Here is a 25,908-nt window from a genome sequence, read left to right as displayed (position 1 = left end):
GCCAGCACAGGAAAAGAGAGCCACATCCCCTAGCATCGAACAATCACTGACAAATATGTCAGAAATTATCGTTAACCAAAGAAACCACCACCACAACTTCAAAAGCTATGGTGACGGGGCATAACAAACTAATTCGTCGACTATGACACACTGTTGAGTTCTCAAACATCAGACGCACCCAAGTGCGAACCTCGCGGTTCTTGTCTTGGGACAACCTGCAGTAACTTACCGGTCCAGGTCGGCCTCGTCAATCTCGGCCGTACCCGCACCCGCCGCGCATGCAAGAACCCGCTTCTTCCAGCCGGTGAGGCTGGTGTTTCGCTGGCCGCTTGCGGCGACAGGTGAAACATTAGACCCCTCGTTCAACCGCTGACAAATCGGGGTCGCCTCGTCACTGTTTCCGCAGGTCAGAGCGTTGCGAGGTGCGCACGGGGGTCGCCGGGCGGTACGCGGACACCGTCGGCTCCCCGGTGAGCCAGAAGCGCCAGGGGCGTTCCGGTGCGCCCCGCAGCCCCACCCGGGGCCCCGAGAACACGATCGAAGGATCGGGCGTGTCGCCCAGCTCGAGGCGCGGCGGACCCGCAGCGAGGTCGGCGCCGTTGCTCACGAGGTCCAGGTCGAGGACCGTGCAGAGCCGCGCGGGACCACGCGCCAGGTCGCGGTCGCCGAACCCGGGGCGGCGTACGCGGGCCAGCTCGAGACCGGACACGACCTCCCCGGCACGGAGCAGCACGGCGGCCGCGTCCCCCTCAGGGCCGCAGACCACGTTGGCGCAGTGGTGCATGCCGTAGGTGAAGTAGACGTAGAGCCGGCCGGCCGGGCCGAACATCACGGAGTTGCGCGGGGTCCGGCCCCGGTGGGCGTGGGATCCCGGGTCGTCGGCGGCGCCGTACGCCTCGACCTCGGTGATTCGGACGGCCACTCCCCCGTGGGAGAGCACGGAGCCGAGGAGGAGCGGCGCCACCTCGTGGACCGCTCCCCCCAGCAGGTCGACCAGGTCAGGCGAGCCGCTCACGGTGGGCGGCCACCTGGCCGGCGAGCTCGGCGAGCTGGTCGCGGACCCGTGCCGGGGCCGTACCGCCCCGGCCGGTGCGTGAGCCGACCGACCCCTCGACGGTGAGGACCTCGCGGACGCCGGGACCGAGGTCGGTGGAGATCTCGGCCAGCTGGTCGTCCGTCAGCTCGTGGAGCTCGACGCCGAGCTCCTCGCAGCGGCGTACGCACGCACCGGCGACCTCGTGCGCGACCCGGAACGGCACGCCCTCGCGCACCAGCCACTCCGCCACGTCGGTCGCGAGGGAGAACCCCTGGGGTGCGAGCTCCGCCATCCGGGCGGTGTTGAACTGCAAGGTCGCGACCATGCCGGTGAACGCGGGCAGCAGGACCTCGAGGGTGTCGACCGAGTCGAAGACCGGCTCCTTGTCCTCCTGGAGGTCGCGGTTGTAGGCCAGCGGCAGCGCCTTGAGCGTGGTCATCAGCCCAGCCAGGTTGCCGACCAGGCGACCGGCCTTGCCGCGGGCCAGCTCGGCGATGTCGGGGTTCTTCTTCTGCGGCATGATGCTCGACCCCGTCGACCACGAGTCGTGAAGCCGGGCGAAGTCGAACTCCCGGGTCGTCCAGAGGATGACCTCCTCCGCCAGCCGCGAGACGTCCACGCCGATCATCGCCGTCACGAAGGCGAGCTCGGCCACGAAGTCGCGGGCCGCAGTGCCGTCGATCGAGTTCGCGCTCGAGCCGGTGAAGCCCAGCTCGGTCGCCACGGCGGTCGGGTCCAGGCCGAGCGAGGAGCCGGCCAGGGCACCCGAGCCGTACGGCGAGTCACCCGCGACGCGGGCGTCCCAGTCGACCAGCCGCGACACGTCGCGCAGCAGCGGCCAGGCGTGGGCCAGGAGATGGTGCGACAGCAGCACCGGCTGGGCGTGCTGCAGGTGCGTGCGCCCCGGCATGACGACGTCGAGGTGCTCCTGCGCCTGGACGACGAGCGCGTCGACGAGGTCGAGGACCTGGCCCGCGACGGTCGCGGCGTGGTCGCGCAGGAAGGCCTTGAAGAGCGTGGCCACCTGGTCGTTGCGGGACCGGCCGGCCCGGATCCGCCCACCCACGTCGGTCCCGACCTCCTCGAGGAGCAGCCGCTCGAGCGCGCCGTGCACGTCCTCGTCGGAGGGGTCTGGGTGCAGGTCGCCCGCGGCGTACCGCTCCCCCAGCACCGCAAGACCGCGCAGCAGCTCGGCGTGGTCGTCATCGGTCAGCAACCCGGCGCCGTGCAGGGCGTTGGCGTGCGCCCGGGAGCCGGCCAGGTCGTAGGGCGTGAGCCGCCAGTCGAAGTGCGTCGACCGCGAGAGTGCCTCCAGCTCGGGCGAGGGGCCGGACGCGAAGCGCCCGCCCCAGAGCTTGCCCTGGTTGGTGGTGCCGTGGGTGGTGCCCGACTCGGCCATCAGTCGGTCCCGACGTCCATCGCAGCGTGGTCCAGCGCCTCGTCGTCGAGCTGGTCGGCGCCGTTGCGGCGGGCGATCCGGTCGGCGCCACCGGGCTCGATCTCGCCGAAGAGGTTGCCGTTCTCGACCAGCACGTGACCCTGGTCCTGGGGCTGGCTGGCGTACTGCTCGAGCTTGGCCCGCGAGTCGGCGATGTCGAGGTTGCGCATCGTCAGCTGGCCGATGCGGTCGGTGGGACCGAATACGGCGTTGTCCGTGCGCTCCATCGAGAGCTTGTCCGGGTGGTAGGAGAACGCGGGGCCGTCGGTGGCGAGGATCGTGTAGTCCTCACCCCGGCGCAGGCGCAGCGTCACCTCGCCGGTGACCAGCGAGGCGATCCAGCGCTGGATCGACTCGCGCATCATCAGCGCCTGGGGGTCGAGCCAGCGGCCCTCGTAGAGCAGCCGACCGAGGCGGCGCCCCTCGTGGTGGTAGTTGGCGATGGTGTCCTCGTTGTGGACGGCGTTGAGCAGCCGCTCGTAGGCGATCCACAGCAGCGCCATCCCGGGCGCCTCGTAGATGCCGCGGGACTTGGCCTCGATGATCCGGTTCTCGATCTGGTCGGACATGCCCAGGCCGTGCCGGCCGCCGATCTCGTTGGCCTTCATGACGAGCTGGACCGGGTCGGCGTACGACGTGCCGTCGATCGCGACGGGGCGGCCCTGGTCGAAGCGGACGGTGACGTCCTCGGTGGGGATCTCGACGGAGGGGTCCCAGAACTTCACGCCCATGATCGGCTGCACGGTCTCGAGGGAGACGTCGAGGTGCTCGAGGGTCTTGGCCTCGTGGGTGGCGCCCCAGATGTTGGCGTCGGTGGAGTAGGCCTTCTCCTTGCTGTCGCGGTAGGGCAGGCCGCGCTCGGTGAGCCACTGGCTCATCTCGTCGCGACCACCCAGCTCGTGGACGAAGTCGGCGTCCAGCCACGGCTTGTAGATCCGCAGCTCGGGGTTGGCGAGCAGGCCGTAGCGGTAGAACCGCTCGATGTCGTTGCCCTTGAAGGTGGACCCGTCGCCCCAGATGTCGACGTCGTCCTCGTGCATCGCCCGCACCAGCATCATGCCGGTGACGGCGCGACCGAGCGGGGTGGTGTTGAAGTAGGTGCGGCCGCCGGAGCGGATGTGGAACGCACCGCACGCCATCGCGGCCAGGCCCTCCTCCACCAACGAGGCCCGGCAGTCGACCGCGCGGGCGATCTCCGCGCCGTACTCGAGCGCACGGCCGGGGACGCCGGAGATGTCCGGCTCGTCGTACTGGCCGATGTCGGCGGTGTAGGTGCACGGGACGGCGCCCTTGGCGCGCATCCACGCGACGGCCACGGAGGTGTCGAGGCCGCCGGAGAAGGCGATGCCGACCCGCTCGCCGATGGGCAGGGAGGTGAGGACCTTGCTCACTTAGATCTCGTCCTTTGCTGGGTGGGGGGCTGTCGTGTCGTGGTTGGCCAGGCTGAGGAACCGGCGCGCGAGCGCCTCCCCGCCGGCCGCGTCGCGGCCGATGATGAGCACGGTGTCGTCGCCGGCGATGGTGCCGAGGACGTCGCCCAGGTCGGCCTTGTCGAACGCGCTGGCCAGGAACTGCGCGGCACCGGGCGGGGTGCGCAGCACCACCAGGTTGGCGCTCGCGTCGGCACTGACCAGCAGCTCGCTGCACAGCCGGGCCAGCCGGTCGATGGCCGCGGCCGTCTCGCGGGTGGCACCCGGGGAGCGGTCGCCCCCCTCGGCGGGGACGGCGTACACGAGGGCGCCGGAGGCGCTGCGGATCTTGACCGCGTCGAGCTCGACGAGGTCGCGGCTCAGGGTGGCCTGGGTGACGTGCACGCCGCGACCGGCCAGCAGCTCGGCGAGCTCGGTCTGCGAGCGCACGTCGTGGTGGGTCACCAGGTCGATGATGCGCTGGTGCCGGGCGCTCTTGGTCGTCGGGCTGACGGCGGTGTCGTTCATACCTGCTCCAGGAGCCACATGAGGATCGCCTTCTGGGCGTGCCGCCGGTTCTCGGCCTCGTCCCAGACGACGCTCTGCGGACCGTCGATGACGGCCGCGTCGATCTCCGTCCCGCGGTAGGCCGGCAGGCAGTGCATGACGATCGCGCCGGGATCGGCGTGGGCGAGCAGCCCGGCGGTGAGGGCGTACGGCGTGAGGAGACGCAGCCGGTCGGCCTTCTCCTCCTCGCGACCCATCGACACCCAGGTGTCGGTGACGACCACGGCCGCGCCGGTGACGGCGGCGACCGGGTCGCGCTCCAGGGTCACCGAGCCGCCGGTCCGCGTCGCGACCTCGCGGGCCCGGGCCACGACGCCGGCGTCGGGCTCGTAGCCCTCGGGGGCGCCGACCACGACGTGCATGCCGGCGGTGGCACCGGCCAGGACCCACGAGTTGCCCATGTTGCAGGCGCCGTCGCCGACGAAGGCGACCCGCGTGCCGGCCAGGGCACCGACGTGCTCACGCACGGTCTGGAGGTCGGCGAGCAGCTGGCAGGGGTGGAACTCGTCGGTGAGGGCGTTGACCACGGGGACCCCGGCGAAGGCGGCCATCGTGGCGAGATCGGCCTGGTGCGCCGTGCGCCAGACGATCGCCGAGGCCTGGCGCCCCAGCACCCGGGCGACGTCCTCGACGGACTCCCGCTCCCCCATGGCGGCGAGGCCGCCGTCGACGGTCATCGGGTGGCCGCCGAGCTCGGCGATCCCGGCCGAGAAGGAGACCTGGGTCCGCAGCGTCGGCCGGTCGAAGACCAGGGCGACGGTGCGCGGCCCCTCGAGGGGCCGGTGGGCGAAGGGGTCCGCCTTGGCGGCGGCCGCCAGGTCGAGGACCTCCGCCTGCTCGGCGGGGGTCAGGTCGTCGTCGGCGAGCAGGTGGCGCATCAGGCGCCTCCCCGGTCGTCGGCCCGCGCACCCGCCACGATTCCCCCGAACGCCGCGGCGAACGCCTCCACGTCGTGCTCGGAGAGCACCAACGGCGGGACGAATCGCAGCGTCGACGGTCCGGTGGCGTTGAGCAGGTACCCCGCGTCGCGTCCGGCGTCGACGACGGCCGCCGCGTCCTCGGCGTCGAGGTCGGCGGCCAGCATCAGGCCGTGCCCCCGCACCTCGGTGACCGCCGGCTGGTCGGCGAGCGTGTCGGCGAGGCGCTTGCCGACGTGCTCGACGTGCTCGAGCAGGCCGTCGCGCTCGACGGTGTCGAGCACCGCGAGCGCGGCCGCGCAGGCCACCGGGTTGCCGCCGAAGGTGGTGCCGTGGTTGCCCGGCTGGAGCAGGGTGGCGGCGTCGCCGAGCGCGACCGTGGCGCCGATCGGGATGCCGCCGCCCAGGCCCTTGGCCAGCGTGACGACGTCGGGGGTCACTCCTCCGGCGAACGGCAGCTGGTGGGCGAACCAGGCGCCGGTGCGGCCGATGCCGGTCTGCACCTCGTCGAGCCAGAGCAGGGCCCCGTGGTGCGTGGTGACCTCGCGCGCCGCGGCGAGGTAGCCCTCGGGAGCCACGTGGACGCCGGCCTCGCCCTGGATGGGCTCGAGGATGACGGCCGCGGTCTCGTCCGTGACGGCCGCGGCGAGGGCGGCCTCGTCGCCGTACTCCACGAAGGTGACGTGCCCGGGGAGCGGCTCGAACGGCTCGCGGTAGGCCGCCTTGGAGGTCAGCGCGAGCGCGCCCATGGTCCGGCCGTGGAAGCTGCCGGTGGCCGCGACCACGTGGGTGCGACCCGTGCGACGGCTCAGCTTGAGGGCCGCCTCGTTGGCCTCGGCGCCGGAGTTGGAGAAGAACACCCGGCCGTCCGACCAGCCGAGGAGCCCGAGGAGGCGCTCGGCGAGCGCGAGCTGCGGCTCGGAGGCGATGAAGTTGGAGACGTGGCCGAGGGTCTGGAGCTGGGTGGTGACGGCCTCGACGATCGCCGGGTGGGCGTGGCCGAGGGCGTTGACGGCGATGCCGCCGTACAGGTCGACGTACTCCCGACCGGCGTCGTCCCAGACCCGGACGCCCTCGCCGCGCTCGAGCTTGAGCCTCGGCGTGCCGAACGTGTTCATGAGGGCGCCCTCGTAGCGCTCCTGCCAGCTCATCCCTTGACCTCCGGGCTGGTGTGCGCCTTGCGCAGCTTGGTCTCGACGCCGGGCAGCACCTGGGTGCCGACGCCCTCGTCGGTGAAGATCTCGAGGAGCACCGCGTGCTCCTCGCGACCGTCGACGACCGTGGCCCTCGGCACACCGCCGCGGACGGCCTGCAGGCAGGCGGTCATCTTGGGGACCATCCCGCTGGCGAGCGACGGCAGCATGTCGTCCAGCGCCTCGGGGCTGATCTCCTGGATCACGTCGTCGCTGTCCGGCCAGTCGCGGAAGAGGCCCTCGACGTCGGTCAGCACCAGCAGCTTCTCGGCATCCAGCGCGATGGCCAGCGCCGCCGCGGCGGTGTCTGCGTTGACGTTGTGCACGAGGCCGTTCTCGTCCGGGGCGACGCTGGAGATCACCGGGATCCGGCCCGCCTCGACGATGTCCTGCACGGCCTCGGGACGGACCTTGGCGACCTCGCCCACGAGGCCGAGGTCGACCTCCTCACCGTCCACGATGGTGTTGGTGGCCGTCGCGGTGAAGAGGCCGGCGTCCTCGCCGGAGAGCCCGACGGCGAGCGGTCCGTGCTGGTTGATCAGCCCGACGAGCTCGCGCTGCACCTGGCCCACGAGGACCATCCGGACGACGTCCATCGCCTCGGGGGTCGTCACCCGGAGACCGCCCTTGAACTCCGAGGTGATGTCGAGCCGCTTGAACATCGCGGAGATCTGCGGGCCGCCGCCGTGGACGACCACGGGCTTGAAGCCGGCGAAGCGCAGGAACGCGACGTCCTCGGCGAAGGCCGCCTTGAGGCGGTCGTCGGTCATCGCGTTGCCGCCGTACTTCACCACGATCGTGCGGCCGTGGTAGCGCTTCAGCCACGGGAGCGCCGCGGCGAGGGTGCGGGCCTTGGCGGGGTCGGGCCGGTTCTGGGAGCTGGATGTCGTCGTCATGAGCTGTAGGCGCTGTTCTCGTGGACGTAGGCGTGGGTGAGGTCGTTGGTCCAGACGGTGGCGCGGGCGTCGCCGGCCTTGAGGTCGATGGTGACGCTGACCTCGCGGCCGGTGAGGTCGACGCCTGCCGGGTCCTCCGCCGGTGTGGACTGCCGGCAGACCCACACGCCGTTCATGGCGACGTCGAGGTCGGCGGGGTCGAAGGCCGCCTGCGTGGTGCCGATGCTGGCGAGCACGCGTCCCCAGTTGGGGTCGTTGCCGAAGACGGCGGCCTTGAAGAGGTTGGAGCGGGCCACGCTGCGGGCGACCTCGACGGCCTCGTCCTCGGACGCGGCGTTGAGGGCCGTGATGGCGATCTCGTGGTCGGCGCCCTCGGCGTCCTTGAGCAGCTGCATCGCCAGGTCGGTGCACGCCTGCGTGAGCGCGTCCGTGAAGTCGGCGGGGGTCGGGGTGATGCCGCTGGCGCCGCTCGCCATCACGGTGACGGTGTCGTTGGTGGACATGCACCCGTCGGAGTCGAGCCGGTCGAAGGAGACGCGCGTCGCCGCGCGCAGGGCGGCGTCGAGGTCGGCGGCGGGAACGACGGCGTCGGTGGTCAGCACCACCAGCATCGTCGCGAGCTGGGGCGCGAGCATCCCGGCACCCTTGGCCATCCCGCCGATCGACCAGCCGGCTCCCTCGACCACGACCTGCTTGCTCACCGAGTCGGTGGTCATGATCGCCTCGGCGGCCGCCGGGCCGCCGTCGGAGGAGAGGTGCGCGTGCGCGTCGTCGACACCGGCGAGCAGGGCGTCGCGGTCGTTGGCCAGGCCGATCAGACCGGTGGAGCAGACGACGACGTCGATGGCGCCGATGCCGAGCCGCTCGGCCACCCGCTCGGCGACCGCGTGGGTGGTCTGGAAGCCGTCGGGGCCCGTGTAGCAGTTGGCGCCCCCGGAGTTGAGGACGACCGCGCGGACGGTGCCGTCCTTGACCACCTCCTGGCTCCACAGGATCGGGTTGGCCTTGCAGCGGTTGGCGGTGAAGACGGTGGCGGAGTCGTACGTCGGTCCGGCGTTGACGACGAGGGCGAGGTCCTTGCCCCCGCTCGTCTTGAGGCCGGCCTCGACGCCGGCGGCGGTGAATCCTGCGGGATGGGTGGTGGTCACTTCTTCGTCTCTCCTGCGGACTTGTCACGGCTGCCCCGCGCGCTGCGGGGGCGGTCGCGGCCCTTGTCGCGGACGGGCTTGGCGGGCACGGCGTCGGTCACGGTGTGACCCCGTCGTCGCCAGGCCTCGGCCGTCCTGGCGGCGTCCACGAGGCGCACCATCACCCAGTCGGTGTCGAAGGTGGAGAGGGTGTAGACCGGGATCTGCTCCTCGGCCAGCGGCGCCAGCAGCCCCGCGAGGATGCCGACCGCGTCGGGGTCGAGCGGGCCCCGCACCTGGAAGGCCGTCAGCGGCTTGATGCTCGGGGTCTTGGTCGGCACCGAGCGCGTCGCGCAGACCAGGCTGGTCTCGGTCGCGGTGGCCGTGATCGAGAAGAGGGTGGCCGACTCGGCCCACTGCGGGAGCTCGGCGCCGGGGCCGAGACGCACGATGGCGAGCTTCTCGGGGTACTTCAGCAGGGTGAAGGTGGGCCCGCTGACGGTCGCGGTGCCCTGCTCGGCGGGCTGCTCCGTGGTCTCGTCGGAGGTCTGGTCGGGGTTCTGGTCGCTCACGGTGCGAGTCCGATCGTGGAGAGCCCGGTGGTCTCGTCGAGGCCGAGCGCGAGGTTGAGGCACTGCACGGCGGCGCCGGCGGTGCCCTTGGCGAGGTTGTCGACGGCGCCGACCGCGACCACGCGGCGTACGGCGGGGTCGACGGTGACCTGGACGTGCACGGCGTTGGAACCGAGCACGGACTGGGTCTGCGGCCACTGGCCGTCCGGGAGGACGTGCACGAACGGCTCGTCGGCGTACGCCGCGAGGTAGGCGGCACGCACCTCGTCGGCGTCGACGTCCCGGGCGAGCGGAGCGGACACGGTGGCCAGGATGCCGCGCGACATCGGCACCAGCAACGGTGTGAAGCTGACCCGGACGTCGCCGTCGTGGACGCGGCCGAGGTTCTGGGTGATCTCCGGGGTGTGGCGGTGGACTCCCCCGACGCCGTAGGCACTGGCGTTGCCCATCACCTCGCTGCCGAGCAGGTGCGGCTTGGCGGCCTTGCCAGCCCCGGACGTGCCGCTCGCGGCGACGACGCTGATGTCCGGCTCGACGAGGCCGGCGGCGAGCGCCGGGGCGATGGTGAGCGTGGAGACCGTCGGGTAGCACCCGGGGACCGCGATGCGCCGCGCGCCGCGCAGGAGGTCCCGCTGGCCGGGGAGCTCCGGGAGGCCGTAGGGCCAGGAACCGGCGTGGGAACCGCCGTAGAAGTGCTCCCACGCGGCGGCGTCGGTCAGCCGGAAGTCGGCACCGCAGTCGATGACGACCACGTCGTCACCCAGGGCCTCGGCGATGGGGGCCGACTGGCCGTGCGGGAGCCCGAGGACCACCACGTCGTGCCCGGCGAGCGTCTCGGCCGTGGTGGCCTCGAGGACGCGGTCGGCAAGGGGCACGAGGTGCGGCTGGAGGCTGCCGAGGGTCTCACCGGCGTTGGAGCCGGCGGTGAGCGTGCCGATCCGGGCGTCCGGGTGGCCGAGGAGCAGCCGCAGCACCTCGCCCCCGGCGTATCCGCTGGCACCGGCGACGGCGACGGAGAAGGTCATATGCATGACTATACATGCGAGTGCATGATCATGCCTCACTAGGGTCTGGCCGTGGCCATCACCTTCGCCGAGCACCTCGACCTGCTGGACCTGCACGGACGCGCCGCCGTCGCGAGCCTCGCACAGCTGGGTCCCACCGACACCCTGCCACCCCAGGGCGTGCCGGTGCACCCGGCGACACGCGAGCACTGGGCCACGCTGGAGATCTGGGCCTGGTCGCTGGAGCACCCGGGGCTGCACTGGAGCGGGCGCCCGGAGCCGACTCCCCCGCCCGACCACGCGGCGCTGGTAGCGGCGATCGGCTCCGAGCTCACCCGTCTCGAGGAAGGACTGCTGGCCGCCGGACCGGACACGGCCATCGACTTCTTCGGGACGCCCGGGACCACCGGGCAGGTCGCTCGGCTGCTGGCCCACGAGGCGATCGGCGTCGCCCACGCCGCCAGCCTCGCGGCCGGACGCGTGACCCCCGACCTGAGCCCCGCCGTCGCGACCGACGGTGTCGACCGCGCGCTGGCGCACTGGGCCGAGCCGGACGCCCACGTCGCGTGGCGGCCCGACCCGGTGGTGCTCCGCGCCACCGACACCGCCCGGTCGTGGTACCTCGAGTGCGGCTCGAGCAGTCGGGGCGACCACGCGGCGTTCCGTCCGACGGGCACGCGCGCTCCGGGGGCCATCGTGTCGACGGACGCGGCGACGCTCCTGTGGTGGATGCACGGCTACCCCACCGCGGACAGCCTGCTCGAGGTCTCGTCGAGCGACGACCTGCTCCTCCGCGCGCTGCGGCAGGGGCTGGGCCACGACGTGGACCCCGCCCCTCGTCGCCGGGGCTGGTGGCGCGGATAACGGCTGTCGCGCCGTCGGTGGCGCGCCCTACCGTGGGGCGATGACGCGACTGACGCCCGAGGACTACCTCGCCCACATCCGAGCCGAGTCCGCCCGCTTCCGAGCGGTGCTGGCCGACACCGACCCGGCCGCCCGGGTGCCGTCGTGCCCCGACTGGGACGCCGCCGACCTGCTTTGGCACCTCACCAAGGTCCAGCGCTTCTGGGCCGGAGCCGTGGCGGACCGTCCCGCCGAGCCCGCCGAGGGCGAGGAGGCCTACGACGTGGGTCGCCCCGCAACCCACCCGGAGCTGCTCGCGGCGTACGACGTCGCCAGCGCGGCCCTGGCCGCGGCCCTGGACGGCGCCCCGCCGGCGGACGAGGCGTGGACCTGGTCCGACGACCACACCGTGGGGTTCATCCTGCGCCGGCAGGCGCACGAGGCGCTGGTGCACCGGATCGACGCCGAGCTGGTCGCTGGGACTCCCTCGGAGGTCGATCCCCGGCTGGCCGCCGACGGGGTCGCCGAGGTCATCGGCGTGATGTACGGCGGGTGCCCGCCCTGGGGCTCCTGGGAGCCGCTCCCCCACTACGTCCGGCTCGACTGCACCGACACCGGCGACGAGCTGTGGGCCCAGGTGGGGCTCTTCAGCGGCACCGACCCCCAGAGCGGCCAGGTCATCAGCGACGAGGAGGACGTCCACCTCGTCGAGGCACCTGCCGGCCTCGAGCCCGACGTCGTGGTCGACGGACCCGCCGCCGCCCTCGACGCCTGGCTGTGGCACCGGGGCGACGACGCCGAGCTGTCGATCGCCGGTGACCGGGAGGCCCTCGCCCGCTTCCGCGCGATCGTGGACCACCCGATCAACTGACCCGGCTCAGCGCTGGACGGCCCCGGTCCGCTCGGCGGCGACCCGCACGGCGGCGTCGCGCGCCGCCGAGGACTCGCCCTCCTTGAGGGTGCGGTCCGGAGCACGGAAGCGCAGTGCGAAGGCCAGCGACTTCTTCCCCTCGCCGACCTGCTCGCCGGTGTAGACGTCGAAGAGGCGGATCGACTCCAGGAGAGGGCCGGCGCCCTCACGCAGCGCGGCCTCCACGTCGGCGGCCGCCACGGTCTCGTCGACGACGAGCGCCACGTCCTCCTTGGCGACCGGGTAGGGCGAGAAGGTCGGCGACGGCCGCAGGTGCACGGCGTGCTCGAGCATCACGTCGAGGTCGACCTCGGCCGCCACGGACCGGGGCGGGAGGCCGAAGGCCGCGCACACCCGCGGGTGCAGCTCGCCGGCGTGGCCGACGAGCACGTCGCCGAGCAGCAGGGCCGCGCAGCGCCCGGGGTGCCAGGGCGCGGTGTCGGCGGGGCGCGAGGTCAGCTCGAGACCGAGCGCCTCCGCCACCACCTGCACGGCGTCCACCGCGTCCGACCAGGCGACGGCACGACCGTCGCCCCACCAGCCGGCCGCCTCGGCGTCACCCGTGGCCACCACACCGAGGTGCAGCGGCTGGTCGGGCAGCGCCTTGGTCAGGGCGTCGAGCTCGGCGTCGGTGGGCCGCCGGTCCACCGGGAGGATCGGCGCAGGCGCCGTGGCCCGGGGCAGCGTGACGGGCGCGGCCTCGAAGATCGCGACCGAGGTCGTGCCGAGCCCGACGTTCTTGCCGGCCGTGCGCAGCAGCGCGGGCAGCAGGGTCGTGGTCATGCCCGGCGCCTCGCTGCTGAGCGGGTTGGAGAGGCGCAGGGTGGTGCGGCGCGGGTCGTCGGCCGGGAGCCCGAGGGCGTCGAGGTCGTGGTCACCCACGAACGGGAACGTCACCACCTCGACGTAGCCGGCACCGGCCATGGTGCGGCCGATGCGGCGCCGCAGCAGCTGCGTGCGGGTGAGGCCGCCGCCACCGGGGGCCTTGGGAAGCACCGAGGGGATGGTGTCGTAGCCGACGAGGCGGATGACCTCCTCGGTGGTGTCCTGGGGGTCGGTGAGGTCGGGCCGCCACGGCGGCGGGGTGACCTCGAGCGTGCCGGTGCCGGACACCTCGCACCCGACGGCGCGCAGCGCCTCGACGGCCCGCTCCTCGCTGATGTCGAGTCCGGACACCCGGGCGGCGCGGTCGCCGGCCACGGTGATCGTCGGCATCGGCGGGGGCGTCCCGACGACGGTGACGCCCGGGTCGACCTGCCCACCGCCGTACGTCGTGAGCAGCTCGACCACCCGGTCGGCCGCGGCCTCGCAGATGGTCGCGTCGACGCCGCGCTCGTTGCGCTTGCCGGCCTCGGAGGTGATCTTGTGCCGTCGGCCGGTCCGGAACATCGAGGTCGCGTCCCAGTGCGCGGCCTCGACGAGGACGCGGGTGGTGGTGGCCGACATCTCGGTCGACTCCCCACCCATCACGCCGCCGAGGCCGATGATGCCCGAGTCGTCGGTGACGACCAGGTCCTCCTCGGACAGGGTGCGGGCGGTGCCGTCGAGCGTGGTGAGCCGCTCCCCCGCACGCGCGCGGCGTACGACGATCGGTCCCTGCAGCGTGTCGGCGTCGTAGCCGTGGATCGGCCGCCCCGTCTCGAGCATCACGTAGTTGGTGACGTCGACGGCGAGCGAGATCGGACGCATGCCGGCGGCGGTGAGGCGCTGGGCGATGAAGTCCGGGGTCGGTGACGCCGGGTCGAAGCCGGTGACCGTGCGGGCCACGAACACGGGACAGCCCGTCGGGTCCTCGACGACGACCGGGTGTCCCTGGTCGTTGGCCGCAGGGGTGTCGCGCAGCGCCGGGTCGCGGAAGCCGCTGGCCCCGTCCACGGAGACCAGCACCTCGCGGGCGATCCCGCGCAGGGACAGGGCGTAGGCCCGGTCCGGGTTGATCTCGAACTCGATGATCTCCTCGTCGAGGCCGAGCAGGGGGCGGACGTCCTCGCCGGGCTTCCCGGCGTCGGACGGCAGCACGATGATGCCGTCGTGGTCGTCGCCGAGGCCCAGCTCGGCGGCCGAGCAGATCATGCCCGAGGAGACGTGCCCGTAGGTCTTGCGCGCGGAGATCTCGAAACCTCCCGGCAGCACTCCGCCGGGCAGCACCACGACGACCAGGTCACCGGGTGCGAAGTTGTGGGCGCCGCAGACGATGCCCTGCGGCTCCCCGGTGCCGTTGGCGTCGGCGACGTCGACGGTGCACCAGTTGATGGTCTTGCCGTTCTTCTGCGGCTCGGGCTCCATGGTGAGCACGCGGCCGACCACCAGTGGCCCGGTGATCGCGGCACCGGGGCTGTGGATGCCCTCGAGCTTGAGCCCGGTCAGGGTGAGGCGTGCGGTGAGCTCGTCGGTGCTGAGGTGGTCAGGCACGTCGACGTACTCGGTGATCCAGGACAGGGGTGTCTTCATCTCGGATCCTCCTTCTCAGATCTCGGACCCGAAGGCGGACGAGAACCGCACGTCGCCCTCGAAGAGCGGTCGCAGGTCCTCGAGGTTGTGGCGGAACATGAAGCTGCGGTCGATGCCCATGCCGAACGCGAAGCCGGAGTAGGTCTCGGGGTCCACGCCGCAGGCGACGAGCACGCGCGGGTTGACCACGCCGCAGCCACCCCACTCGATCCAGCCCTCGCCGCGACAGGTGCGGCAGGAGGCGCTGTCGACGCCCCGGCACACGAAGCAGCGGACGTCGACCTCGGCCGAGGGCTCGGTGAAGGGGAAGTACGACGGGCGGAAGCGCGTGTCGATGCCGTCCCCGAAGAGCTGCGAGGCGAGGTGGTCGAGCGAGCCCTTGAGGTGGGCCATGGTGATGCCCTCGTCGACGACGAGGCCCTCCACCTGGTGGAACATCGGGCTGTGGGTCGCGTCGTACTCGTCGGTGCGGAAGACGCGACCCGGACAGGCGACGTAGATCGGGGGCCGACGGGTCAGCATGGTGCGCGCCTGCACCGGGGAGGTCTGGGTGCGCAGCACGACGTGGTGGTCGGCGGGCTCGGTCCAGAAGGTGTCCTGCATCGTGCGCGCGGGGTGGTCGGGTCCGAGGTTGAGCGCGTCGAAGTTGAGCCACTCCGCCTCGACGACCGGCCCCTCGGCGATCTCCCAGCCCATGGCGACGAAGATGTCGGCGATCAGCTCGGACTGGAGCGTGATGGGGTGACGGCTGCCGCGACGGGCCCGGTCCGTGGGGAGCGTGACGTCGACGGTCTCCTCGACCAGCATCCGCTCCTCGTGCTCGGCCTCGAGCTGGACCTGGCGCTCGGCCAGCGCCTTGTTGACCGCGCCGCGGGCCTGCCCGATGCGCTGGCCGGCGTCCTTGCGGGCCTGCGGCGGCAGGGCGCCGATCTCGCGGTTGGCGAGGGCCAGGGGCGAGCGGTCGCCGACGTGCTCGAGGCGGACCGCCTTGAGGGCCTCCAGGTCGGACGCAGCCGCGATGGCAGCGACCGCCGCCTCGCGCATCGCCTCGACCTGGTCGGCGTCGAGCGGGGTGACCTGGACGGGGTCGTACTCGGTGTTGGGGCCGGACATGGCTCCCTTTCCTCACGTCTTCGTGGACGCGCCGATTGTAGAAGTGGGTCGGACGGGGCAGCTCCCCGGACCCGGCGTCGTACGAAGGCCTGGCCTGTGCGGTCGGCGTCGGTCAGGCCGACGCGCCCCGGAGATCCGTGGCCCCCGGACCGACGGCCGGTCCGGGGCGACGAAATCGCAGGCGGGGCTCCATGGCCGTGAGACTAGCCGACACGGGTCCCGGCCGGCTCCCCGAATTCTTCGTAGACCGGCGTGCAGGGATCCCCGGAGGCGTCCGGCGGAGGGGGCAGGTCCACGTCGGCGAGGGCGTCGCGCGCCCGCTCCCGGCCGAGGTTCCAGCCCCACACCGTGCGGTCCTCCTCGTCGAGCTGGTTGGCCGGGAGGTACTGCAGGACACAGGCCGCGACCCGCTCGGGAAGGCGCTCGACGACCACGGGTGCCGCGTCGGCCGACAGCGACTGGAGGTAGCGCACGTCAAGGTCACCCGTCTGCTCGTAACGGTCGATGTTGCGCTCCGCGACCCACGCGTCGGGGTTGACGACGGCGAGGCCCAGGGTGGCGACTGCGCCGGTGACCAGTGCGATCCGGGGGATCCAGCGGCCCAGCCCCAGCACGCCCGCGACCATGACGGTGAGCACGACGACCCCCAGCCATCCCTCGAAGACGTCGACGACGAGGCGCAGCGTGGTGAAGCCGTAGGCCTCCTGGTAGACGTGCATCCGGTAGAGCGCCGAGGCCACCACCACCAGGGTGAGCACGCACAGCAGTCCCGACGAGAGCCGCAGCCACAGCCGGTCCGTCGGGGTGTCACCGGCCCGACGGGCGGCGGCCCAGACGACGAGCAGGGTGAGGGCGGTCGCCACGGTGAGCTGGCCGAAGCCCTGGTGGACGTAGTCGGCGTAGGTAAGTCCGGTGGTCTCCTCGAGGTAGGCGTGACCGCCGAAGAACACCGTGGCCTGGGCGGCCAGGAACACGACGAAGACGGCGTCGACGATGAGGACCGGCACCAGCCACTCGAAGCGGTTGGGGAGCGGGTCCGCGGGCCGTCCAGGCGCCTCGACGCGGGCAGGGTTGAGGGCGGCGTACGAGCCGGCGAGGCAGAGCCCGAAGACCGCGCACGCCACGAACACCCGGGCGACCAGGTCGCCGAACGTCAGGTTGGGGACGACGGCGTCGACCCAGCTGGCGAAGAGGGCGTCGGCGGAGGCGAACAGGGCACCGAAGACCACGAGCCCGAGCAGGGACAGGGCGACCGTGCGGGCGACGGCCGGGGTCCGACCCCCCGTCCCGACGAGCCGGAGGCTCCGGCCGAACCACGGGAGTCCCCGCAGCGACGACAGTGGCCAGGTCAGGCCGGCCAGCACGAACCCGGGGAGGGTGACGGCGCGGGTGACGGCCACCAGGAAGACGGCGATGGCCGCGACCACGCACAGCAGGGCGATCGCCGCGTTGTCGAGGAGGGTGAGGGGTACGACGAGCAGCAGGCCCAGCGCGGTGGCTGCGGCGACGAACGTGTCCCGGCGGTGCCTCGCTGCGACGTACGCCGCTCCCCCGGCGGCCGCGAGGACCAGCGTCCAGGCGAGGCCCGGGCCCACGAACGTCACCGTGGCCCCGGCGAGGACCCCGACCAGGATGCTGGCGACGACGACCCGGAGGGCGGCCGAGCCGGGCGGCTCGGGCCAGAAGGAGCCGAAGAGTGCGTCCATCCCCTGCTGCGGCGGCCCGACGGGACCGCGCGGACCGTCCGGACGCGGGGTCGCGGTGGGAGCGGGAGCGTGGGTGGCGGGCGGGACTGCGGGCACGACGGACTCCTGGGGCAGGGCGAGGGGGACGTGGAGGTGCAGGCGGGCGCCGGTCCCACCGGGGGCCGGGTCTGTGAAGCGCAGGGTGCCTCCGTGGAGCTCGGCCACCCAGCGGGCCACGGCCAGGCCAAGGCCGGTGCCCCCTCCGGTGGCGTCGGTGCCGAACCGCTGGAAGACCCGCTCGCGATCGTCGGCGGGCACACCGGGTCCGCGGTCCACGACCTCCAGCCACCAGTGGTCGACGGCGGCCCCGGCCGTGACGTGCACCGGGGAGTCGGAGGGGCTGTGACGTCCCGCGTTGTCGAGGACGTTGACCAGCAGCTGCCGGAGGCGGGCGGGGTCGGCGCTCACGACGAGGTCGGACGCGATCGTGACGTCGTACGACGTGGTCCGTCCTGCGTGCGCCACCTCGCGGACGCAGTCGGCGACCACCGTGGCCAGCTCGACGTCGCGCGGCTCGAGCCGGATCACGCCGGCCTCGAGCCGGGAGAGCTCCAGGAGGTCCGCGACGAGGTCCCGGAGGCGCTCGGCCTGGGCCAGGGCGCCGGCGAGGTGCGCGGGATCCGCAGGGACGACCCCGTCGGCGAGGTTCTCCAGGACGGCGGTCATGGCGGCCAGCGGTGTCCGGAGCTCGTGGGAGACGGTGGCGATGAGGTCGCGGCGCTCGGCCTCGACCTGCTCGAGGTCCGCCGCCATCTGGTTGAACGCCACGGCCAGCCGGCCGACCTCGTCGGTGGCGGTCGTGCGGACCCGGCCCGAGTAGTCCCCGCGTGCCATCCGTTGGGCGACGTCGGTCATCTGGCGCAGCGGCGCCACCATGCCGGCCGCGAGCAGCTGGGTCACCCCGAGGGCCAGCGCCACCGCGACGGGCACCGTCAGCAGGGCCGGCACGCCGGCGGCCGAGCCGAGCGTCGCGAGGAGCGCGGCGACCACGACGGAGGCCGCGACGAGGGCGCCCAGCTTGACCTTGATGCTGGTCACCGGGTCGAGGGCGCGGCTCACGCGGCCGGCTCCCCGGGCTCGAGGGCGTAGCCGACCCCGTGGACGGTGCGGATCCAGGTGGCCCCCAGCTTGTGCCGCAGTGCCTTGACGTGGCTGTCGACGGTGCGGGTCGCTACGCCGGTGAGGCCCGTCTCGGCCCAGCCCCAGACGTCGGCGAGCAGCCGCTCGCGGGTGAGCACCTGGCCCGGCTCCCGGGCCAGGCAGACGAGCAGGTCGAACTCGGTGGGCGTCAGGTGCACCTCGGCGCCGTTGCGGGTCGTGCGCCGGCGCCCGGGGTCGACGGTGAGCCCGCCGACGACCAGCGGGGACCGCTCGGGGCTCGCGGCCAGCTCGGCCGCGCGGTCGACCCGGCGTACGAGCGCCGCGACGCGGGCCACCACCTCGCGCATCCGGAAGGGCTTGGTGAGGTAGTCGTCGGCACCGACCCCGAGGCCGACGAGGATGTCGGCCTCGTCGTCGCGGGCGGTGAGCATCAGCACCGGCACCGGACGCAGCGCCTGGATGCGGCGGCAGACCTCGTGTCCGTCGATGCCGGGGAGCATCACGTCGAGGACGACGACGTCGGGCTCGCCCGCGTGCGCCTCGTGGACCGCGGCGAGGCCGTCGAAGGCCTGGGCGACGTCGTACCCCTCGGCCCGCAGCCGCTCGGTCAGCTGGTCGTTGATGACCCGCTCGTCCTCGACCACCAGCACCCGTCGTCGTGTCATGGCTCGACCCTAGGAGTCCCACGGCGTGGGAGGCGGGGACGACTCGTGAAGGTTGTGTGCAGATGGCCCGGCGCCCGCCCCGCGATATGGGGAGGCGCGGCGGGCCCGGGCGTCCTAGCCTTGTCGGGTGCCGACCACCAGCCAGCTGCTCGCCTTCGTGCTCGCCTCGATCCTCTTCATCCAGGTGCCGGGCCCGAGCCTGCTCTTCACGATCGGTCGCGCGCTGAGCGTCGGACGTCGTGAGGCGCTGCTGTCGGTGCTCGGGAACGCACTCGGGCTGCTCGTGCAGGTGCTGCTGGTCGCCCTCGGCCTCGGCGCCGTGGTCGTCGCCAGCGCCACGGCGTACACCGTCCTCAAGCTCGCCGGTGCCGCGTGGGTCGTGTGGCTGGGCATCTCGGCCATCCGCCACCGCAAGGACGCGCGGGTGGCGCTGACCACCGGACAGCGACGGCCCGAGCGGCCCGGTGCGGCCGTGTGGACGGGGATGGTCGTCGGGATGAGCAACCCCAAGACGATCGTGTTCTTCGTGGCCTTCCTCCCCCAGTTCACCAACCCCACCGCCGGGCACGTCGGCCTCCAGATCGCGATGCTGGGCCTGCTCTTCGGCGTGCTGGCGGTGGCCAGCGACTCGGCGTGGGCGATGGCCGCGGGCAAGGCCCGGGACTGGTTCGCCCGGCGACCTGAGCGGCTGGACGCCATGGGGGCCACCGGCGGCGTGATGATGATCGGGCTCGGCGCGACGATGGCCGCGGCGGAGTAGGTCACCCGCTCCTGCTCATCCGGGGTCAGTCGGGGGTCAGTCCGGGCGCTCGTTCTCGCTCGGCCAGTCGACCACCACGCGCGCTCCCCCGCCGTCCGCGTCGGTGACGGTCACGTAGCCCCCGTGGGCGCGCGCCAGTCCGCCGACGATGTACATCCCCAGCCCGGAGCCGCCGCTGGAGCCGTGCTTCCAGAACTTGGTGAAGACCCGCCGCCGCATCTCCTCGGGGATGCCGTCACCCTCGTCGTCCACGCAGATGCGCACCCCCGCGACGTCCGAGGACTCCGGGGTCGGGGCCAGCGACACGGTGACCCGGCCCTGGCCGTGGCGGACGGCGTTCTCGACGAGGTTGGTGACGACCTGGGTGAACTTGTCGGGGTCGGCGAAGATCTCGGGAACTCCGTCGGGAGCCTCGAGCTCGATGACCCGGCTGGTGCCGGCGCCGACGGAGTCGACGACGCGTCGCGCCAGCACGACCGCGTCGCACCCACGCGGGTAGAGCGACAGCCGCCCGGTGTCGATGCGGGCGACGTCGAGCAGCTCGGCGATCAGGCGGACGAGCCGGTCCGCGTCGGCGTTGACGGTGGTGAGCATCAGCTTGCGCTGGTCGTCGTTGAGCTTGTCCCAGCGGTTGAGCAGCGCCTGCACGAAGCCCTTCACGCCCGTCAACGGGGAGCGCAGCTCGTGGGCGACGGTGGCGACGAGGTCCGAGCGCTCGCGGTCGAGCCGGGCCCGGCCGCGGCCGCTGCGGATCCCGATGGCCACGCCCACCACCGGGGCCAGCGGCCGCTCACGCACCATGCGCGCGGTGGTCAGGACCTCCTCGCCGCGGGAGTTGAGCCACGACTGCTCGGGGATGCCAGTCCGGGTGGAGATGCTGCGGTCGGGGCGGTTGACGTGCAGCCACGTCTCCCCGTCCTGGTCCTGGAGCAGCAGCACGTCCTCGAGCCGGCCCCCCATCGCCTGCTCGACGGTGGTCCCCAGCAAACGGGCGGCGTGGTCGTTGATGAACGTGATCTCGCCCGCGATGGTGGCACCGAGGATGCCGTCCGGGTAGAGGTCGGCCAGCGACTGGAGCCGCGTGGGCCGGGCTTCGACGATGCGGGGCACCGGCTCACCCTAGTCGGGCCGGGCCGCCTTGGGGCGTCGCAGGCCGGAGGCGCGCAGGCGCCCGACGAGCTCGCGGCTCGTCACGGGGACGGCACCCGCGGCGACCATGGCGTCGTAGTACTCCGCCGGGACGTCGTAGTGGTCCCGGTCGAAGCCGCGCTCAGGGACGCCCTGGGCGAGGGCGAAGGTGTGCAGCTCGTCGTACGACGTGTCGCTGGCGAGGTGCGACCAGGTGCGGCCCCAGCGGGGGACGGCAGGTGGGTCGATGAGGATCATGGTGTGCGCCCGGGGTCCTCAGCCGTGCTGCGCGCGAGCGCTGGCGTAGAGGCAGACCGCGGCGGCGGTCGCGAGGTTGAGGCTCTCCGCCCGACCGTGGATGGGGATCGCGACCCGGTGGTCGGCGAGCGCCGCCAGGTCGGCGGGCAGGCCCCACGCCTCGTTGCCGAAGAGCCAGGCGGTGGGCCCGCCGAGGTCGGCGGAGAAGAGGTCGACGTCGCCGGCGCCGTCGGCGGCCAGCACGGTGTAGCCGGCGGCCCGGGCCGCGGCCACGGCGGCGGCGGCGTCGGGCTCGACCGCCACCGGGAGGTGGAAGAGGCTGCCCACGGAGGCGCGCACGGTCTTGGGGTTGTAGGCGTCGACCGAGCTCCCGGCGAGCACCACACCGCCTGCCCCGGCCGCGTCGGCCGTGCGGATGACCGTGCCGGCGTTGCCGGGGTCGCGCACGTCGGCGCAGATAGCGACCATCGGCCCCGTCAGGGCCGACGCGAGGGGGACGTCGAGGTGGCGGCAGACGGCGACCACCCCGGCCGGGTTGACGGCGTCCGAGAGGGAAGCGAGCGCCCGGTCGTCGACGGTGGTGACGACGTCGGCGGACGCCAGCAGGGCGGCGTACTGCTGCTCGGCGTCGGGCGTGGCGAAGACCTCCACCACGCAGCGCTCCCCGGAGTCGAGCACGGTCGACAGGGCACCTTCGACGGCCTTGGGGCCGTCGGCAAGGAAGAGCCGCCGCTCGGATCGGACCGGGCGGCGGCTCAACTTGCGAGCCTCCTTGACGCGGGTGTTGCCCACGGTGAGTGGGGTGCCCGCGGTCAGGGGGGTGCTCATGCTGGGGTCGTGACGATCAGGCACTGACCTTGGGCGCGTTGACGTCCTCGGGGAGGGCGGCCTTGGCGGTCTCGACGAGCACGTTGAACGCCGCGACGTCGTTGACGGCCAGCTCGGCCAGGATCTTGCGGTCGACCTCGACACCGGCGAGGTTGAGGCCCTGGATGAAGCGGTTGTAGGTCATGCCCTGCGCACGCGCGGCGGCGTTGATGCGCTGGATCCACAGCTTGCGGAAGTTGCCCTTGTTCTTGCGGCGGTCGTTGTAGCTGTAGACGAGCGAGTGGGTGACCTGCTCCTTCGCCTTGCGGTACAGGCGCGAACGCTGACCGCGGTAGCCGGAGGCGCGCTCGAGGACGACCCGGCGCTTCTTCTGGGCGTTGACCGCCCGCTTGACGCGTGCCATTTCAAAACTCCTTGGTGCTAAATCTGGGGAAAGGTGGTGCAACCAACCGCCGGAGGCGGCTCGTGGGTCAGCGACCCAGCAGCTTCTTGGCGCGCGCGTTGTCGGCCTTGGCGACCTCGACCGTGCCCGACAGGCGACGGGTGACCTTGGAGGGCTTCTTCTCGAGGTTGTGGCGCTTGCCGGCCTTCTCGCGAAGGATCTTGCCCGAGCCGGTCACGCGGAAGCGCTTGCTGGCACCGGAGTGCGTCTTGTTCTTCGGCATCTCTCTCTACTTTCTGCTGCTGGATGTCTGGGACGTCCTTGATGGACGACGCGGTTGACGTGGTGGGACTGCGAGGTGACGCAGGCTCACGCCTCGATGTCGTCGTCGAGGTTCTCGGAGCGGCCGCGCTCCTTCTTCGCCGCGACGGGACCCGCCGCGTGGGCGGCGTCGCGCTCTGCCTGCTCCTCGGCCACAGCGGCCTCCCGCTGGGCCGCCTTGGCGTCCTTGGCGGCGGCGGCGTCGATCTTGGCGTCGGCCTTCTTCTTGTGGGGGCCGAGCACCATGATCATGTTGCGGCCGTCCTGCTTGGGCGACGACTCGATGAAGCCGAGCTCGGTGACGTCCTCGGCCAGGCGCTGCAGCAGCCGGAAGCCCAGCTCGGGGCGGTGCTGCTCACGACCGCGGAACATGATCGTGATCTTGACCTTGTCGCCGGCCTTGAGGAAGCGGACGACGTGACCCTTCTTGGTCTCGTAGTCGTGGGCGTCGATCTTGGGACGAAGCTTCATCTCCTTGATGATCACGTTCGTCTGGTTGCGACGCGCCTCGCGAGCCTTCTGGGCGTTCTCGTACTTGAACTTGCCGTAGTCCATGAGCTTGCAGACTGGCGGCCGGCCCTGGGGAGCGATCTCGACCAGGTCGAGGTCTGCCTCCTGGGCAAGCTTCAACGCCTGGTCGGTCGGCACGATGCCGACCGTCTCGCCATTGGGCCCGACAAGACGGACCTCGGGAACGCGGATCCGCTCGTTGATGCGCAGCTCGGTGCTGATGTGTCCTCCAGTGACTCAGTGGTTGGAATGACCCTGGCCGGAGACACCTGCCCGAAATGAACAATGGCTCCCGCGGTGGACCAAGCGGGAGCCAGCAGTGACGCACGCCAGGCGTGCGCCTCATCCGGACCGTGACCCGACGACCTGTGGTGCAGGGCGATCGATGCGGGTGGGGAACGATGGTGCTGTTCCCGCTTGGAGGATCGGTCCCGCTCCCGGTGGTGGCGGAGTGGAACTGATCGGTCAACACCGAAGACTAGCGGATCATTCCGCCGCCGGGCCAATCCAGCCCAGCTGGTCGCCGCGACCGTCCTGGAGGCGGACCACCCGCCACCCGGCCGCGAGCCGGGTCAGGTCGTCGCCCTCGACCACCACCGTGGCGGGCCCCGCGATGTCGACGACAAGGGCCGCGGCTCCGTCCTGCACGGCCGACTGCGCGGCCAGCCTCGTGGGGACCGGGACGGGTCGCGCCCCGGCGTCCCACGTGGCCAGGCTGTCGGAGCCGGTGAAGGCCAGCAGGGCACGCCGGCCGTCAGCACCGGTCATGAGCACCGCCGCCATGTCGGAGGTCTTGTCGTGGGCGAGGCCGTGCTCGTCGACCTCCACCTCGCCGAGGACGGCGACGACCGGCACGAGCAGCCGCGCGTCCTGGAGCGCCAGCAGCGCGTCGCCGTACGTCGTGGGCTCGGCGACCAGGACGGCGAGCGCGGTCCGCAGCGCTGGGTCGGCGGTGCCGTCGTCGCCGGCGAACCCGGGGTCGGGGATGTGTCGTTCCACGCGGCCATTGTCCCTGTTCCGTGGACCACTGTGGAACTCTGGAGGGGTGGACGGAGCAACGTGGGCGGCACTGACCGCGACCCTGACCCTGCTGGGACTGGCCTGGACCTGGGTCTCGTTCCAGCGACGCGGCACGACCGCCGCCATGCGGGCCCTCGGCTTCACGCTGATGCCGGTCGCCGCCTACCTCACCGGCACCCTGGAGATGTTCACCGAGATCGCCGGGTCCGTCACCGACTGGGCGTCCAGCCTGGTCTTCAACCCGGCCACCTGGATCGGGATCGGCCTCGCCGGCTTCGGTCTGGTGCTGATCGTGCTTGCCGGGGTGCTGCGCGACCGCCAGCTGGGCCGGGCCGCGGGAGCTCCCGACGCGCAGGTCACGGGCTCCACCCGGCGCCGGGCGGTCCCCGAGGCGTCGTCGACCCGGGCTCCGCGCCAGGAGCCGGTGGTGGACGACGAGATGGCCGAGATCGAGGCGCTGCTCAAGAAGCGCGGCATCCAGTGAGCCACGAGGCGGTCGACGGGTTCGTCGAGCGCAACCGGCTCTGGGCCCGACTGGGAGGCGCGGTCGCAAACCACCCGGAGCCGCTGTCCACGCCGATCGCTGTCGTGGACCTCGATGCCTTCGACGCCAACGCCGACGACCTGGCTCGACGGGCGGGTGGCAAGCCGGTCCGCGTCGCCTCCAAGTCGCTCCGCGTCCCTGCCCTGGTGGCCCGGGCGCTGGCCCACGACGGCTTCTCCGGGGTGCTGGCCTACACGGTGGCGGAGGCGCTGCACCTGCACGGGTCCGGCATCAGCGACGACGTCGTGGTGGCCTACCCCAGCGTCGATCCCGGGGCGTTGGCGCGCCTGACGTCCTCGGAGGCGGCGGCCGCCGCGATCACCCTCATGGTCGACGACGTGGCCCACCTCGACGCCGTGGACGCCGCGCGCCCCTCCCCCGGTGTCGTCGTCAGGGTCGCCGTGGACGTCGACGCCGGACTGCGGCTGGGCAGCCAGCACGTGGGGCCCAAGCGCTCCCCGCTGTACGACGCAGCCGCGGTGACCGCGCTCGCCCGCGAGGTGGTCGCCCGTCCGGGCTTCGTCCTTGTCGGAGCGATGACCTACGAGGGACAGGTCGCCGGCGTGCCGGACGACGTCCCGGGCCAGCGCACGAAGTCGCTGCTGGTGCGCCGCCTCAAGCAGGCGTCGGTCTCCCAGCTCGAGGTGCGCCGCCGCGAGGTCGTCGACGCGCTCGCCGGGCTGGCCGACCTCGAGTTCTGGAACGGTGGCGGCTCCGGCTCCGTCGAGTCCACAGTCGCCGACCCGGTGGTCACGGAGGTGGCCGCCGGCTCGGGGCTGCTCGTGCCCGGGCTGTTCGACCACTACCAGTCCTTCTCCCCTCGCCCCGCGGCCTTCTTCGGGCTCCGGGTCAGTCGCAAGCCCTCCCCGGCACTCGCGACGGTGCACGGCGGTGGCCTCATCGCCTCGGGACCCGTCGGCGACGACCGTGCCCCGATCCCGTGGGCGCCACCGGGCCTGCACCTGACCGGCCTCGAGGGCGCCGGGGAGGTCCAGACACCGCTCACCGGCCACCCGGCGGCCATGCTGGCCATCGGCGAGCTGGTGTGGTTCAGGCACGCCAAGTCCGGTGAGCTGTTCGAGCACGTCAACGACGTGCACCTGGTCCGGGGCGACCGGATCGTCGAGACCGTGCCGAGCTATCGCGGTCTCGGCCACGCCTGGTGACGGA

At 72.6% G+C, this 25,908-nt stretch carries 26 protein-coding genes; 5 read left to right on the top strand and 21 right to left on the bottom strand.

The window, feature by feature from the left end:
- Positions 1 to 391: 391 nt before the first annotated feature.
- From ASG88_RS04365 to argC, 10 genes are read right to left on the bottom strand one after another with little or no spacing between them, the layout of a single operon-like run.
- On the bottom strand, positions 392 to 1,015 hold the full coding sequence (locus ASG88_RS04365) for a DNA-3-methyladenine glycosylase (RefSeq protein WP_056886202.1): 624 nt from the start codon (positions 1,013 to 1,015) through the stop codon (positions 392 to 394).
- On the bottom strand, positions 999 to 2,435 hold the full coding sequence (argH, locus tag ASG88_RS04360) for an argininosuccinate lyase (RefSeq protein WP_056886201.1): 1,437 nt from the start codon (positions 2,433 to 2,435) through the stop codon (positions 999 to 1,001). The genes ASG88_RS04365 and argH overlap by 17 nt, the downstream gene beginning before the upstream one ends.
- The gene (gene argG / locus ASG88_RS04355; RefSeq protein WP_056886200.1) at positions 2,435 to 3,865 is read right to left on the bottom strand and encodes an argininosuccinate synthase; all 1,431 of its coding nucleotides are present in this window, start codon (positions 3,863 to 3,865) and stop codon (positions 2,435 to 2,437) included. Before argG ends, argH begins: the two co-directional genes overlap by 1 nt.
- Complete coding sequence (locus ASG88_RS04350; RefSeq protein WP_056886199.1) at positions 3,866 to 4,411, bottom strand: arginine repressor; 546 nt, start codon at positions 4,409 to 4,411, stop codon at positions 3,866 to 3,868. It lies immediately after the preceding gene.
- On the bottom strand, positions 4,408 to 5,331 hold the full coding sequence (argF, locus tag ASG88_RS04345; RefSeq protein ID WP_056886218.1) for an ornithine carbamoyltransferase: 924 nt from the start codon (positions 5,329 to 5,331) through the stop codon (positions 4,408 to 4,410). The genes ASG88_RS04350 and argF overlap by 4 nt, the downstream gene beginning before the upstream one ends.
- Positions 5,328 to 6,518, bottom strand: coding sequence for an acetylornithine transaminase (locus tag ASG88_RS04340; protein ID WP_056886198.1), 1,191 nt, complete (start codon positions 6,516 to 6,518; stop codon positions 5,328 to 5,330). Before ASG88_RS04340 ends, argF begins: the two co-directional genes overlap by 4 nt.
- On the bottom strand, positions 6,515 to 7,456 hold the full coding sequence (argB, locus tag ASG88_RS04335) for an acetylglutamate kinase (protein ID WP_056886197.1): 942 nt from the start codon (positions 7,454 to 7,456) through the stop codon (positions 6,515 to 6,517). Before argB ends, ASG88_RS04340 begins: the two co-directional genes overlap by 4 nt.
- The gene (argJ, locus tag ASG88_RS04330) at positions 7,453 to 8,604 is read right to left on the bottom strand and encodes a bifunctional glutamate N-acetyltransferase/amino-acid acetyltransferase ArgJ (protein WP_056886196.1); all 1,152 of its coding nucleotides are present in this window, start codon (positions 8,602 to 8,604) and stop codon (positions 7,453 to 7,455) included. Before argJ ends, argB begins: the two co-directional genes overlap by 4 nt.
- On the bottom strand, positions 8,601 to 9,155 hold the full coding sequence (locus tag ASG88_RS04325; protein ID WP_056886195.1) for an ACT domain-containing protein: 555 nt from the start codon (positions 9,153 to 9,155) through the stop codon (positions 8,601 to 8,603). The genes argJ and ASG88_RS04325 overlap by 4 nt, the downstream gene beginning before the upstream one ends.
- Entirely contained in the window at positions 9,152 to 10,180 is a 1,029-nt protein-coding gene (gene argC, locus ASG88_RS04320; RefSeq protein ID WP_056886194.1) for an N-acetyl-gamma-glutamyl-phosphate reductase, read from the bottom strand. Before argC ends, ASG88_RS04325 begins: the two co-directional genes overlap by 4 nt.
- Before the next feature lie 51 nt (positions 10,181 to 10,231).
- On the opposite strand from argC, the gene ASG88_RS04315 reads away from it, so the two are divergent.
- Both ASG88_RS04315 and ASG88_RS04310 read left to right on the top strand, forming a co-directional pair.
- Complete coding sequence (locus tag ASG88_RS04315) at positions 10,232 to 11,023, top strand: hypothetical protein (protein ID WP_056886193.1); 792 nt, start codon at positions 10,232 to 10,234, stop codon at positions 11,021 to 11,023.
- Positions 11,024 to 11,063: 40 nt separating this feature from the next.
- Positions 11,064 to 11,873: a maleylpyruvate isomerase family mycothiol-dependent enzyme gene (locus tag ASG88_RS04310; protein WP_056886192.1), complete on the top strand. Its 810-nt coding sequence runs from the start codon at positions 11,064 to 11,066 to the stop codon at positions 11,871 to 11,873.
- A 6-nt stretch (positions 11,874 to 11,879) separates the two neighbouring features.
- Here the strand turns inward: ASG88_RS04310 and pheT are convergent, their stop codons facing one another.
- The 4 genes from pheT to ASG88_RS23290 form a co-directional block, all read right to left on the bottom strand.
- The gene (gene pheT / locus ASG88_RS04305; protein ID WP_056886191.1) at positions 11,880 to 14,363 is read right to left on the bottom strand and encodes a phenylalanine--tRNA ligase subunit beta; all 2,484 of its coding nucleotides are present in this window, start codon (positions 14,361 to 14,363) and stop codon (positions 11,880 to 11,882) included.
- Positions 14,364 to 14,378: 15 nt separating this feature from the next.
- Positions 14,379 to 15,476, bottom strand: coding sequence for a phenylalanine--tRNA ligase subunit alpha (pheS, locus tag ASG88_RS04300; RefSeq protein ID WP_056886190.1), 1,098 nt, complete (start codon positions 15,474 to 15,476; stop codon positions 14,379 to 14,381).
- Positions 15,477 to 15,679: 203 nt separating this feature from the next.
- A complete protein-coding gene (locus ASG88_RS04295; RefSeq protein ID WP_056886189.1) occupies positions 15,680 to 18,280 on the bottom strand; it encodes a DUF4153 domain-containing protein in 2,601 nt (866 codons plus the stop codon).
- Positions 18,277 to 18,987 (bottom strand): response regulator transcription factor, encoded by a 711-nt coding sequence (locus ASG88_RS23290; protein ID WP_056886188.1) that lies wholly within the window; start codon positions 18,985 to 18,987, stop codon positions 18,277 to 18,279. The genes ASG88_RS04295 and ASG88_RS23290 overlap by 4 nt, the downstream gene beginning before the upstream one ends.
- Positions 18,988 to 19,114: 127 nt before the next feature.
- Between ASG88_RS23290 and ASG88_RS04285 the strand changes: the two genes are divergently transcribed.
- On the top strand, positions 19,115 to 19,747 hold the full coding sequence (locus tag ASG88_RS04285; protein WP_056886187.1) for a LysE family translocator: 633 nt from the start codon (positions 19,115 to 19,117) through the stop codon (positions 19,745 to 19,747).
- Between the two features lie 36 nt (positions 19,748 to 19,783).
- Here the strand turns inward: ASG88_RS04285 and ASG88_RS04280 are convergent, their stop codons facing one another.
- The 7 genes from ASG88_RS04280 to ASG88_RS04250 all read right to left on the bottom strand — a co-directional run bounded on the left by ASG88_RS04280 (position 19,784) and on the right by ASG88_RS04250 (position 24,173).
- Positions 19,784 to 20,857 carry a PAS domain-containing sensor histidine kinase gene (locus ASG88_RS04280; RefSeq protein WP_235534721.1) on the bottom strand — a complete coding sequence of 358 codons (1,074 nt, stop codon included), beginning with the start codon at positions 20,855 to 20,857 and terminating at the stop codon, positions 19,784 to 19,786.
- A gap of 9 nt (positions 20,858 to 20,866) precedes the next feature.
- On the bottom strand, positions 20,867 to 21,133 hold the full coding sequence (locus ASG88_RS04275) for a DUF4031 domain-containing protein (protein ID WP_056886186.1): 267 nt from the start codon (positions 21,131 to 21,133) through the stop codon (positions 20,867 to 20,869).
- Between the two features lie 18 nt (positions 21,134 to 21,151).
- On the bottom strand, positions 21,152 to 21,961 hold the full coding sequence (locus ASG88_RS04270; protein ID WP_056886185.1) for a TrmH family RNA methyltransferase: 810 nt from the start codon (positions 21,959 to 21,961) through the stop codon (positions 21,152 to 21,154).
- A gap of 16 nt (positions 21,962 to 21,977) precedes the next feature.
- Entirely contained in the window at positions 21,978 to 22,364 is a 387-nt protein-coding gene (gene rplT / locus ASG88_RS04265; protein WP_056886184.1) for a 50S ribosomal protein L20, read from the bottom strand.
- Between the two features lie 67 nt (positions 22,365 to 22,431).
- A complete protein-coding gene (gene rpmI, locus ASG88_RS04260) occupies positions 22,432 to 22,626 on the bottom strand; it encodes a 50S ribosomal protein L35 (protein WP_056886183.1) in 195 nt (64 codons plus the stop codon).
- Between the two features lie 86 nt (positions 22,627 to 22,712).
- Complete coding sequence (gene infC, locus ASG88_RS04255) at positions 22,713 to 23,366, bottom strand: translation initiation factor IF-3 (protein ID WP_234411121.1); 654 nt, start codon at positions 23,364 to 23,366, stop codon at positions 22,713 to 22,715.
- A 294-nt stretch (positions 23,367 to 23,660) separates the two neighbouring features.
- A complete protein-coding gene (locus tag ASG88_RS04250) occupies positions 23,661 to 24,173 on the bottom strand; it encodes an SseB family protein (RefSeq protein WP_056886181.1) in 513 nt (170 codons plus the stop codon).
- A gap of 46 nt (positions 24,174 to 24,219) precedes the next feature.
- Here ASG88_RS04250 and ASG88_RS04245 point away from each other — a divergent pair, with 46 nt between their 5' ends.
- Both ASG88_RS04245 and ASG88_RS04240 read left to right on the top strand, forming a co-directional pair.
- Positions 24,220 to 24,678: a hypothetical protein gene (locus ASG88_RS04245; RefSeq protein ID WP_056886180.1), complete on the top strand. Its 459-nt coding sequence runs from the start codon at positions 24,220 to 24,222 to the stop codon at positions 24,676 to 24,678.
- A complete protein-coding gene (locus ASG88_RS04240; protein ID WP_082599889.1) occupies positions 24,675 to 25,904 on the top strand; it encodes an amino acid deaminase/aldolase in 1,230 nt (409 codons plus the stop codon). The genes ASG88_RS04245 and ASG88_RS04240 overlap by 4 nt, the downstream gene beginning before the upstream one ends.
- The last annotated feature ends 4 nt before the right edge of the window (positions 25,905 to 25,908 follow it).

This window comes from Nocardioides sp. Soil777, from assembly GCF_001428425.1.
Lineage (GTDB): Bacteria > Actinomycetota > Actinomycetes > Propionibacteriales > Nocardioidaceae > Nocardioides > Nocardioides terrigena.
This window is presented reverse-complemented; position numbering and strand designations above follow the sequence as displayed.

What these genes read in the sequence shown, in the direction of transcription:
- ASG88_RS04350 (WP_056886199.1), bottom strand. Translation starts at nt 4,411, where the DNA reads ATGAACGACACCGCCGTCAGCCCGACGACCAAGAGCGCCCGGCACCAG.
- pheS (WP_056886190.1), bottom strand. Translation starts at nt 15,476, where the DNA reads ATGTCCGGCCCCAACACCGAGTACGACCCCGTCCAGGTCACCCCGCTC.
- argB (WP_056886197.1), bottom strand. Translation starts at nt 7,456, where the DNA reads ATGACGACGACATCCAGCTCCCAGAACCGGCCCGACCCCGCCAAGGCC.
- ASG88_RS04340 (WP_056886198.1), bottom strand. Translation starts at nt 6,518, where the DNA reads ATGAGCTGGCAGGAGCGCTACGAGGGCGCCCTCATGAACACGTTCGGC.
- rplT (WP_056886184.1), bottom strand. Translation starts at nt 22,364, where the DNA reads ATGGCACGCGTCAAGCGGGCGGTCAACGCCCAGAAGAAGCGCCGGGTC.
- rpmI (WP_056886183.1), bottom strand. Translation starts at nt 22,626, where the DNA reads ATGCCGAAGAACAAGACGCACTCCGGTGCCAGCAAGCGCTTCCGCGTG.
- argC (WP_056886194.1), bottom strand. Translation starts at nt 10,180, where the DNA reads ATGACCTTCTCCGTCGCCGTCGCCGGTGCCAGCGGATACGCCGGGGGC.
- ASG88_RS04310 (WP_056886192.1), top strand. Translation starts at nt 11,064, where the DNA reads ATGACGCGACTGACGCCCGAGGACTACCTCGCCCACATCCGAGCCGAG.
- pheT (WP_056886191.1), bottom strand. Translation starts at nt 14,363, where the DNA reads ATGAAGACACCCCTGTCCTGGATCACCGAGTACGTCGACGTGCCTGAC.
- ASG88_RS23290 (WP_056886188.1), bottom strand. Translation starts at nt 18,987, where the DNA reads ATGACACGACGACGGGTGCTGGTGGTCGAGGACGAGCGGGTCATCAAC.
- ASG88_RS04270 (WP_056886185.1), bottom strand. Translation starts at nt 21,961, where the DNA reads ATGAGCACCCCCCTGACCGCGGGCACCCCACTCACCGTGGGCAACACC.
- ASG88_RS04275 (WP_056886186.1), bottom strand. Translation starts at nt 21,133, where the DNA reads ATGATCCTCATCGACCCACCTGCCGTCCCCCGCTGGGGCCGCACCTGG.
- argH (WP_056886201.1), bottom strand. Translation starts at nt 2,435, where the DNA reads ATGGCCGAGTCGGGCACCACCCACGGCACCACCAACCAGGGCAAGCTC.